The following is a 9,634-nucleotide window of genomic DNA, read 5'->3' as shown; positions in this document are numbered from 1 at the left end:
CCCCCCCCCCCCCCCCCCCCCCCCCCCCCCCCCCCCCGCTCCTACAGGGGGATCGCGCAGGCTTTCAGATGTCGACTATTCGAACTCCAGGCTATACCCCACCCCATACACCGAGCGAATCGGGTCATGCCCCGGTGTGATCGCAGTCAGCTTGCGCCGCAGGTTTTTCACATGGCTGTCCACGGTGCGGTCGGCCACCACCCGGTGGTCCTGGTAGATGTGGTTCATCAACTGGTCGCGCGACAGCACCTGCCCCGGGCGCACCGCCAGTGCCGCCAGCATGCGGAACTCCACGGGCGTGAGCTCCAGCGCCACACCACGATAGCGGGCCTGGAACGCCCGGGCATCCAGTTCCAGGCCGAGGCTGCCTGGCTGTTCGCCACTGCGGCGCAGCACCGCCTTGACCCGCGCCACCAGCTCGCGCGGTGAAAACGGCTTGCAGATATAGTCGTCTGCGCCCAGTTCCAGGCCCAGCAGGCGGTCGATCTCGTCGACCCGGGCAGTCATCATGATCAACGGTAGGCGGCTAAAGCCACGCAATTCGCGGCAGATGTCCAGGCCGTCACGGCCTGGCAGCATCAGGTCGAGCAGAACCAGTTCAAACTGGCCCTGGCGAATGGCCGGCATCACTGCCAGGCCGTCGGCCAGGTGCTCGACGCTGTAACCGCCCGCACGCAGGTAATCACCCACCAATGCCGCCAGCTTGGGTTCATCTTCCACCAGCAGTATCCGGCTCATGCGTCATCTCCGGCAACCGGCAACGCCAGCGCCAGCAACAGCCCGCCCATGGCCGAGGCCTTGGCCGTCAGGCGGCCGCCATGCACTTCGGCAATACTACGGCAGATCGCCAGGCCCAGCCCGGTGCCGCCACTGGCCCGGTTACGCGAGCGCTCGGCACGGTAAAAACGCTCGAACAGGCGTGCCAGCGAGGCGCTGTCGACACCGGGGGCTGTATCTTCACATTGCACCAACACCTGGTCCCCCTCCTGGAATGCCCGCAGCACAGTATGGCCACCGGCATCGGTGTAGCGGCGGCTGTTCTCCAACAGGTTGTGCAGCAACTGGCCCAGGCGCGATTCGTCACCCAGCACCCACAGCGGCTGTGCGGGTACCTCAACGCGCAATTGCAGGCCGCGCTCGGCAAAACCGGCCTGAAAGGCTTCGGCAACCACCGGTAGCAGCACGCAGAGGTCGATGCGCTCACGGCGATAGGTGGGGCCACCCACCTCAGCCAGCGACAGCTCGAACAGGTCGTCGACCAGCTTGCTCAAGGCCCCTACCTCGCCCTGCAGCGAACGCAAGGCATTGCCGTCGAGCGGGCGAATGCCATCTTCCATGGCCTCCAGTTCGGCACGCATCACCGCCAGCGGCGTGCGCAATTCGTGGGAAATATCCGCCATGAAATCACGCCGCAGGCGCTCGTTGCTGGCCAGCGTTGCGGCCATGCGGTTGAAGTCGCCGGCCAGTTGCCCGGCTTCGTCTGCCGAACGCACCGGCAACGTGATGGCGTAGTCACCTGCCGCCAGGCGGTGGGTGGCGCTGGCCACTTCACGAATAGGCCGCAACAAGGCGCGGCTCAACCACCAGGCGATCACCGCCGTGGCCAGCAGGCAGGCCAGGCCGATCAGCAAGCTGGAGCGCAGCTGGTTGAGCTGAAAACGCTGGTCGCCAATGCTGGTCACCGACTGCAGCGGTGCCAAGGCCATCCAGCCCACCACCTGGCCCTGATACTGGATCGGCCGCAGCAACATGTCGGCCGGCGCGGCCTGGTAGCCGATGATCGGCTGGCGCCGGGCGTCGAGCAAGGCAAAGCGCACAAACGCCCCGGTCAGGTCCGACACGGTCAGCAGGCTGGGGTCGAAGGTCTTGTCTGGCTGGGCGTCGTCCGGGCGCAGCAGCTCGAACCACTGGTCCTTGTCGCGGCGGATGAAGTCCCAGCTGCCATGGCGCGCATAAGCCTGCTCGACCCGCGGCACGATACGCTCCATGCGCTCCTCGGCCTGCTGGTTGAGGTAGCCGAGAAAGCCGTATTTCAGGCTCAGGTAAGCGGCAAACACCATGCCCAGCACGGCAAATGCACACACCGCGAGCATGGCGAAGAAGAACTTGCGCGAAAGGCTGACTTTCATGGCACCGCCGGCACATTGGAATAGCCCGTATTGAAGCGCGCAGGCCCAGGCGCTGCAAGGCATGCCGGGCAATCTCCATGCTTTCTGCACATTGCCTGCACAATTGCCGCGCACGCTGACGGCATCGAAATCCTTGGCTCGGAGCCTGCGATGCCTACGCTATTCCACACCCTGATGTTTGCCCGTTCGCCGCTGGCGCGCGCCCTGCTGCTGGGGGCCGGCCTGCTGGTTATCGGCGGTTGCCGCGAAGCCGAAACCATGGCCGCGCAGCCACCGCTGCAAGAGGTTGCGGTGTATGAAGTGACCAGCGCCGCCCAGGCCCTGACCACCACCCTGCCCGGCCGTGCCAGCGCCCACCTGATTGCCGAAATCCGCCCGCAGGTGGGCGGCATCATCCAGAAGCGCCTGTTCAACGAAGGCGACTCGGTCAAGGCCGGCCAGGCGCTGTACCAGATCGACCCGCAAACCTACCAGGCCGCCCTGGCCCAGGCCGAAGCCACCGTCAGTTCGGCACGCGCCACGCTCAAGGCTGCCGAGCTCAAGGCCAGGCGCGATGCGCAACTGGTAAAGATCGACGCCATCAGTGCCGAAGACAACGAAAGCGCCCAGGCGGCCCTGCTCGAAGCCCGCGCCAGCCTGCAATCGGCCCAGGCCACGCAACGTACCGCACGGATCAACCTCGACTACACCCGCATCAACGCGCCCATCGATGGCCGCACCGCCACCTCGTCGGTTACCCCCGGCGCGCTGGTCACGGCCGAGCAGACCACGGCGCTGACTACCGTGCAGCAACTGGACCCGATCTACGTCGACTTCACCCAGCCCAGCAGTACCCTGCTGCGCCTGAAGCGCGAGCTGGCCGAGGGCAAGCTGGCATCCAGTACGCAGCAGGACGCCACGCGCATCAGCCTGGAACTGGAAGACGGCAGCACCTACGCCCATGCCGGCACCCTCACCTTCAATGGCGTGAGCGTGGATGAAAGCACCGGCAGTGTCACCTTCCGCGCCGTCGTACCCAACCCGGACGGCCTGTTGATGCCCGGCATGTACCTCAAGGCCACCGTGCAGGAAGGCGTGCAGGCTGACGCGATCCTGGTGCCGCAGCAGGGCGTAAGCCGCGACGAGCGTGGCGGCGCCACCGCGCTGGTGGTGGTCGACGGCAAGGTGCAACAACGCGAGCTGACCCTGGCCCGCGCCGTGGGTAACCACTGGTGGGTCAGCCAGGGCCTGGTGGCCGGCGACCAGCTGATCGTGCAGGGCCTGCAGAAGGTCCGCGTCGGCCAGCACGTCCAGGTACGGGGCAACGCCCTGACCGCACGCAACGACAGCCAGCGGGGCGAATGACATGGCACGTTTCTTCATCGACCGGCCGATCTTCGCCTGGGTCATCGCCATCCTGGTGATGCTCGGCGGCGGCCTGGCCATCTTCCAGCTGCCACTGGCGCAGTACCCCAACATCGCCCCGCCGCAGATCAGCCTTAGCGCCACCTACACCGGTGCTTCGGCCAAGACCATGGAGGACTCGGTCACCCAGGTGATCGAGCAGCAGATGACCGGGCTCGACGGCCTCACCTACATGTCCTCCAGCAGCAGCTCGGCAGGCAGTGCCTCAATCACCCTCACCTTCGAGGCCGGCACCGACATCAATACCGCGCAGATGCTGGTGCAGACCAAGCTGGAACAGGCCAAGGCGCGCCTGCCCGAAGCCGTGCAGCAGCAAGGCATCGAAATTCACAACTCGGCCAGCGACTTCCTGATCATTGTCTCGCTGGTGTCGGACAACCCCGACGTCAGCGCCACCGACATCAGCGACTTCATTTCCAGCACCCTGTACGACCAGATCAGCCGGGTCAGCGGTGTCGGCCAGGTAACCACCCTGGGTTCGAGCTATGCCATGCGCATCTGGCTCGACCCGGACAAGCTCAAGCAGTACGCGCTGATGCCGTCGGATGTGAGCAGCGCGCTGCAGGCGCAGAACGTCGACACCTCCGCCGGCCAGCTGGGCGCCCTGCCCGCCCGTGCTGGCCAGCAGCTGAACGCCACCATCAACGCGCGCAGCAAATTGCAGACCGCCGCGCAGTTCCGCGAGCTGGTACTCAAGCACAACAGTGCCGGTGCGGTGGTGACCCTGGCCGATGTCGCACGGGTTGAGCTGGGCAGCGAAAGTTATGACGTGGTTGCCGAGCACAATGGCCGGCCCTCCGGCGGCCTGGCGGTGAGCCTGGCCACCGGCGCCAACGCGCTGGATGTATCGCAAGCGGTGCAGGCCAAACTGGCAGAGCTGCAGCAGTTCTTCCCAAGCAAGCTGCAATTGCGCAGCGAGGTGGCCTACAACACCGCACCGTTCGTGAAGATTTCCATCGAGGAAGTGGTCAAGACCCTGTTCGAGGCCATCGCCCTGGTGGTGCTGATCATGTACCTGTTCATGCAAAACCTGCGCGCCACGCTGATCCCGGCCATCGCGGTACCGGTGGTGCTGCTGGGTACCTTTGGCGTACTGGCCCTGCTCGGCTATTCGATCAACGCGCTGACCCTGTTCGGCATGGTGCTGGCCATCGGCCTGTTGGTTGACGATGCCATCGTGGTGGTGGAGAACGTTGAACGCATCATGGCGGAAAAAGGCCTGCCTGCGCGCCAGGCGACGCGCCAGTCGATGGGCGAGATCAGCGGTGCGCTGGTCGGCATCGCCGTGGTGCTGTCGGCAGTGTTCGTGCCCATGGCCTTCTTCGGCGGCTCGACCGGGGTAATCTACCGGCAGTTCTCGGTCACCCTGGTGGCAGCCATGGCGCTGTCAGTACTGGTGGCCATGACCCTGACCCCGGCCCTGTGCGCCACCTTGCTCAAGCCAACAGCCAACCACGGCGAAGCGCGCCGCGGCTTCTTCGGCTGGTTCAACCGTACCTTCGAACGCAATGCGCTGCGCTACCAGCGAGGCGTCGGCAACGTGCTGGCGCGCCCGCTGCGGAGCCTGTTGGTGTACGCCTTGGTACTCGGCGGCGTGGTGCTGATGCTGCAGAAACTGCCCACGGCGTTCTTGCCTGAAGAAGACCAAGGCATGCTGATGATGCAGATGACCCTGCCAGTGGGTGGCACCGACGAACGCCTGCTGGCAGTCAGCCACCAGGTACAGGACTACATGCTGCAGCAACCTGAAGTGGCTTCGCTGCTGACCGTGCGTGGCCTGGGCAATGGCGGCAACGCACAGAACTCGGGGCGTGGTTTTATCAAGCTGAAGGACTGGAGCGAACGCCGGGGTGATGAGCACAGCGCCGCCGCCGTGGCGCAACGGGCCAACAGGGCGCTGTCGAAGATTCTCGACGCGAACGTCTTCGTCATCGCCCCGCCGGCCATCCAGGGCCTGGGCCAGAGTGCCGGTTTCGACGTTCAACTGCAGGACCTGGCTGGTTTGGGCCACGCCGAGCTGCTCAAGGCACGCAACCAGTTCATTGCCCTGGCTGCGCAGGACCCGCGCCTGGCCAATGTCCGCGCCCAGGGCCTGGAAGACACGCCGCAACTGAACGTGAGCATCGATGATCGCAAGGCCGGCGCCATGGGCGTGGCCGCCAGTGATATCAACGACACCCTCAGCACAGTGATGGGCGGCAGCTACGTCAACGATTTCGTCGATGCCGGCCGGGTAAAGAAGGTGTACCTGCAAGGCGAAGCCGACACGCGCATGCTGGCCGAGGACATCGGTGCCTGGTACGTGCGCAACGACAGCGATGCCATGGTGCCGTTGTCGGCATTCACCCGCACTTCGTGGAGCACGGCTTCGCCGCTGCTGGAGCGCTTCAACGGCTTTGGTTCGTACGAGCTGGTTGGCGAACCGGCCAGTGGTGTCAGCTCAGGCGACGCCATGGCCGCCGTCGAGCAGATAATGGGCCAGCTGCCTGAAGGCATCGGCTATGCCTGGGCCGGCCAGTCGTACCAGGAACGCCTGGCCGGCAACCAGGCGCCGCTGCTGTATGCAATTTCAATCCTGTTCGTGTTCCTGTGCCTGGCGGCGTTGTACGAGAGCTGGTCGGTGCCCTTCGCGGTAATGCTGGTGGTGCCGGTGGGCATCCTCGGCGCGGTGCTGCTGACCGGCCTGCGCGGGCTGGCCAATGACGTGTACTTCCAGGTCGGCCTGCTGACCACGGTGGGCCTGGCGGCGAAGAACGCGATCCTGATCGTCGAGTTCGCCAAGGAGGGCTACGAGCGTGGCGAGGATCTGCTGGCCGCCACCCTGGAGGCCGTGCGCATCCGCCTGCGGCCGGTGCTGATGACCTCGCTGGCGTTCATTCTCGGCGTGCTGCCGCTGGCCCTGAGCAGCGGCGCCGGCGCCGGTGGGCGCCAGGCCATCGGCACTGGCGTACTCGGTGGCATGCTCGCCGCTACCCTGCTCGGCCTGTTCTTCATCCCTCTGTTCTATGTGCTGGTGCAGCGCCTGGCTGCGCGCCGCAACGCCCCACGCCGCGACATTGTCGCAGGAGAAGCCTGATGCGCCTGTCCCCTCTATTGATGTTGGCGCTGGCCCTGGGCGGCTGCGTCAACCTGGCCCCCGACTACCAGCGCCCGGCGGCGCCGGTGGCCGAGCAATGGCCGCCCTCCACCGCCAGCGGCACTCGCGCCGAAATCAGCTGGCAATCACTGTTTGTCGATACTCGCCTGCGCGACACTGTCGCCCTGGCGTTGACCAACAACCGCGACCTGCGGGTAGCGGCGCTTAACGTCGAGTACCAGCGCGCGCAGTACCGCATCCAGCGCGCAGCGTTGTTCCCGGCCGTGCCTGCCAGCGCCGACGGCACCCGCCAGCGCAGTGTCAGCGATGGCAGCAACGCGGTCAGCAGCCAGTACAGCGTCGGCCTCGGGGTGAGCAGTTACGAGCTGGACCTGTTCGGCCGCCTGGGCAACCTCAAGGACGCCGCGCTGGAGGACTACCTGGCGCTGGAGCAGACCCGGCGCAGCACACAGATCAGCCTGGTGGCCGAAGTGGCCAGTGCCTGGATGACCCTGGCGGCCGACCAGCAGTTGCTGGCACTGGCCCGCGACACCTATGCCAGCCAGCAGAAAACCCATGAACTGGTGCAGCAAAGCCACGCGCTGGGTGGCGAGTCCGGCCTGAGCCTGTCACAGGCGCTGAGTACCGTGGAATCGGCACGCGCCGACGTGGCCAACTACCAGAGCCTGGTGGAGCAGGACCGCAATGCCCTGGAGTTGCTGGTGGGACGACGCCTGGATGACAAACTGCTGCCAGGGGACGCCCGCCTCGATGCAGCGCTGCTGGTCAGCGTACCGGCGGGCCTGCCATCAAGCCTGCTGCAGCGGCGCCCGGATGTGCTGGCCGCCGAGCATACGCTCAAGGCAGCCAATGCCGACATTGGCGCGGCACGGGCGGCGTTTTTCCCCAGCGTCACCCTGACCGCCAGCGGTGGCAGCGCCAGCAGCGAGCTGTCCGGGTTGTTTGCTGGCGGCAGCCGCGCCTGGAGCTTTGCCCCGTCGATCAACCTGCCGATCTTCAACGCTGGCAGTAACCGCGCGGCGCTGGATGCGGCCAAGGTCAACCTGGAGATCGAGGTTGCGACCTATGAGAAGACCCTGCAGACGGCTTTCAGTGAAGTGGCGGATGCGTTGGCCGTGCGCGGGCATGTCAATGAACGGCTGGATGCCCAGCGCAGCCTGACGGGCGCTACGCAAAAGCGCTACGACCTGTCGCTGGCGTTGTACCGGCAAGGGTCGGAGAGTTTTCTGGAGGTGCTGGATGCGCAGCGCTCGCTGTACTCGGCGCAGCAGGCACTGATCAGCCTGGAACTGACCGAGCAGCAGAACCGGGTAACGTTGTACAAGGTGCTTGGGGGTGGTTGGCAGGGTTGAGTCCGAGAACCTGAGGTGTACCGCTGTGGGAGCGGGTTCACCCGCGAATACGATGGTGGCTTCACCGCCGCATTCGCGGGTAAACCCGCTCCCACAGGAATGTGTTGCGCTGTTCAAATCAATCGCGCAAGAAGCTTTCCTCGAACGGGTAATGGGTCAACAGCTCATAGCCATCCTCGGTCACCAGCAACTGGTTCTCCAGCTTGATCCCGTCGCGCCCGCCCACTTCGCCGACATAGGCCTCCACGCACAGTGCCATGCCTGGCTGCAGTTCGCCTTCGTAGCCATAGGATTCCAGGTCTTCGGGGTAGCGAATGCTCGGGTATTCGTCGCACAACCCCACACCGTGGAACATCACCCCGTAGCGCTGCTCGCGGCAGCGCTCGGGCAGACGGTGGCCGTTGCGGGTGAGTTCGGTAAAGCGCACACCGGGTTTGACCATGCCGGCGTTGACGTGGATATGCTCATGGGCAATGCGGTACAGGCGCTTCTGCTCGGCACTGGGCGCCAGGTCGCCGCAGATCCAGCTGCGCGACATGTCCACACAAAAGCCATACACGCCGATCAGGTCGGTGTCGAATGACAGCAGGTCGCCATCGCTGAGTACCCGCGGGCCGGACTCCTGGAACCAGGGGTTGGTACGCGGGCCGGAACTGAGTATGCGGGTTTCGATCCACTCGCCACCCCGGCGAATATTGCCGCTGTGCAGCGCGGCCCAGACATCGTTTTCGGTAGCGCCGGCACGCATGGCCTGGCGCATCTCGGCAACGGAAGCTTCGCAAGCGGCCACTGCACAGCGCATGGCGAGGATTTCGTCGGGGCCTTTGATCAACCGCGCAAACTCGGTGACCTCCTGGCCGTTGTGTACCTGCACGCCAAGCGCATCGAGGGCACGCAGGCCGGCAACTTCAATCCGGTCCACGGCCAGGCGGCGGTTGTTGCCGGCATGGGTGCGTAGCAGTTCGTCGACCTGGGCGCAGAAGCGCCGGGCATGTTCGTCGGTACGGTCACCGGTTTCGAAGTAGAAGAACGAAGCACCACTGCGCAGCTCGCTGACCAGCGGCAAGTGCGCAGAAAGGTGGTCGCAGCCATGGAAGTCCCACAACACCATATGGCCACTGGCGGCGACGAAACAGGCACGCGCCGGGTTGTGAGTGGTCCACAGCTGCATGTTGGTGGTGTCCGTGGCGTAACGGATGTTCAGCGGGTCGAACAGCAGGATGCCACCCAGGTCGCGCGCCACCAGTTGCTCGCGGATGCGTTGAAGGCGGTATTCGCGCAGGGTAGGCAGGTGCGGCGCCTGCAGGCCAAGCGCGGCCCACTCGGCAAAGGCCAGCGGCGTAGGGCCGATTTCGGTGCGGTCGTTGTCATCGACCGAACCATCGGCCTTGAGTGCGGCGGCGCGCTGGCGGGACGGGTCGATACGGCGGGCGCTGGCGGGGATCGAGAACGGCGATGTCATCATGGCTTGCGGATTTCCTGGTTCTTGTTATCTGGAAAACAGCGGTGCGTCGGGCTGCAATGCACGTCATCGCGCTTTGATGCGTCTGCTCATTCGATTAGTCTTTTCAGTGAGCAGCGCAGCCTCCTGCTTGCACTTGAGTCTAGGGCGGGGGCCACAACGCGTTACATCGACTTTTTCTAGGGCCTAT

Annotated in this window: 6 protein-coding genes; 3 read left to right on the top strand and 3 right to left on the bottom strand. The window is 65.3% G+C overall.

All coding sequences use genetic code 11. The annotated features are described in order from the left end of the window. Positions 1-75 precede the first annotated feature (75 nt). Both IAE39_RS13900 and IAE39_RS13895 read right to left on the bottom strand, forming a co-directional pair. Complete coding sequence (locus IAE39_RS13900) at positions 76-738, bottom strand: response regulator (protein ID WP_201203285.1); 663 nt, start codon at positions 736-738, stop codon at positions 76-78. Then, the gene (locus IAE39_RS13895; protein ID WP_201203283.1) at positions 735-2,129 is read right to left on the bottom strand and encodes an ATP-binding protein; all 1,395 of its coding nucleotides are present in this window, start codon (positions 2,127-2,129) and stop codon (positions 735-737) included. Before IAE39_RS13895 ends, IAE39_RS13900 begins: the two co-directional genes overlap by 4 nt. Positions 2,130-2,279: 150 nt before the next feature. Between IAE39_RS13895 and IAE39_RS13890 the strand changes: the two genes are divergently transcribed. From IAE39_RS13890 to IAE39_RS13880, 3 genes are read left to right on the top strand one after another with little or no spacing between them, the layout of a single operon-like run. Then, positions 2,280-3,473 (top strand): efflux RND transporter periplasmic adaptor subunit, encoded by a 1,194-nt coding sequence (locus tag IAE39_RS13890; protein ID WP_236548564.1) that lies wholly within the window; start codon positions 2,280-2,282, stop codon positions 3,471-3,473. 1 nt (position 3,474) lies between these two features. After that, positions 3,475-6,609 carry an efflux RND transporter permease subunit gene (locus tag IAE39_RS13885; protein ID WP_201203281.1) on the top strand — a complete coding sequence of 1,045 codons (3,135 nt, stop codon included), beginning with the start codon at positions 3,475-3,477 and terminating at the stop codon, positions 6,607-6,609. Further along, a complete protein-coding gene (locus tag IAE39_RS13880; RefSeq protein ID WP_201203279.1) occupies positions 6,609-7,982 on the top strand; it encodes an efflux transporter outer membrane subunit in 1,374 nt (457 codons plus the stop codon). The genes IAE39_RS13885 and IAE39_RS13880 overlap by 1 nt, the downstream gene beginning before the upstream one ends. Before the next feature lie 118 nt (positions 7,983-8,100). Here the strand turns inward: IAE39_RS13880 and dddP are convergent, their stop codons facing one another. After that, entirely contained in the window at positions 8,101-9,447 is a 1,347-nt protein-coding gene (dddP, locus tag IAE39_RS13875) for a dimethylsulfonioproprionate lyase DddP (RefSeq protein ID WP_201203277.1), read from the bottom strand. Positions 9,448-9,634: the final 187 nt, after the last annotated feature.

Origin of the sequence: Pseudomonas sp. S37, assembly GCF_016658545.1 — a bacterium.
Taxonomy (GTDB): Bacteria; Pseudomonadota; Gammaproteobacteria; order Pseudomonadales; family Pseudomonadaceae; genus Aquipseudomonas.
Note: the sequence above shows the minus strand (reverse complement) of the source record. Positions and strands in the feature narration are given on the sequence as shown.

Bases quoted from the DNA above. Each gene is read 5' to 3' on its own strand.
- IAE39_RS13900 (WP_201203285.1), bottom strand. From the start codon at position 738: ATGAGCCGGATACTGCTGGTGGAAGATGAACCCAAGCTGGCGGCATTG.
- IAE39_RS13895 (WP_201203283.1), bottom strand. From the start codon at position 2,129: ATGAAAGTCAGCCTTTCGCGCAAGTTCTTCTTCGCCATGCTCGCGGTG.
- IAE39_RS13890 (WP_236548564.1), top strand. From the start codon at position 2,280: ATGCCTACGCTATTCCACACCCTGATGTTTGCCCGTTCGCCGCTGGCG.
- IAE39_RS13885 (WP_201203281.1), top strand. From the start codon at position 3,475: ATGGCACGTTTCTTCATCGACCGGCCGATCTTCGCCTGGGTCATCGCC.
- IAE39_RS13880 (WP_201203279.1), top strand. From the start codon at position 6,609: ATGCGCCTGTCCCCTCTATTGATGTTGGCGCTGGCCCTGGGCGGCTGC.
- dddP (WP_201203277.1), bottom strand. From the start codon at position 9,447: ATGATGACATCGCCGTTCTCGATCCCCGCCAGCGCCCGCCGTATCGAC.